At 39.1% G+C, this 253-nt stretch carries 1 protein-coding gene; it reads left to right on the top strand.

All coding sequences use genetic code 11. From position 1 onward, the window contains the following. The coding region (locus tag Q4563_RS21185; protein WP_303605928.1) for a hypothetical protein at positions 1-187 on the top strand (187 nt) is incomplete at its 5' end. Positions 188-253: the final 66 nt, after the last annotated feature.

Below are 253 nucleotides of genomic sequence, written 5' to 3'. Positions count from 1 at the left end.
GAACAGCTATAACTTGATTTACATGACAGGAAAACTTGTCAAACGCGTTGCCTATTTTCCCAAAGGCTCACGGGTAAGATTTGATCCTATGAGCTGTCAGTGCAATTTCGATATTGAGCACTTCTCTATGGTGAAGCTAAGCTCTTCTAATGCCAAGCGCTTGATTGACAAACAATTGGCATCCTGAAAATTGTCGGGTGGCATGTCAGAATATAATGAAATATTTAAATTCAAATTTTCCGGGTATTCAGAG

Source organism: Gilvimarinus sp. 1_MG-2023, assembly GCF_030548285.1.
This window is presented reverse-complemented; position numbering and strand designations above follow the sequence as displayed.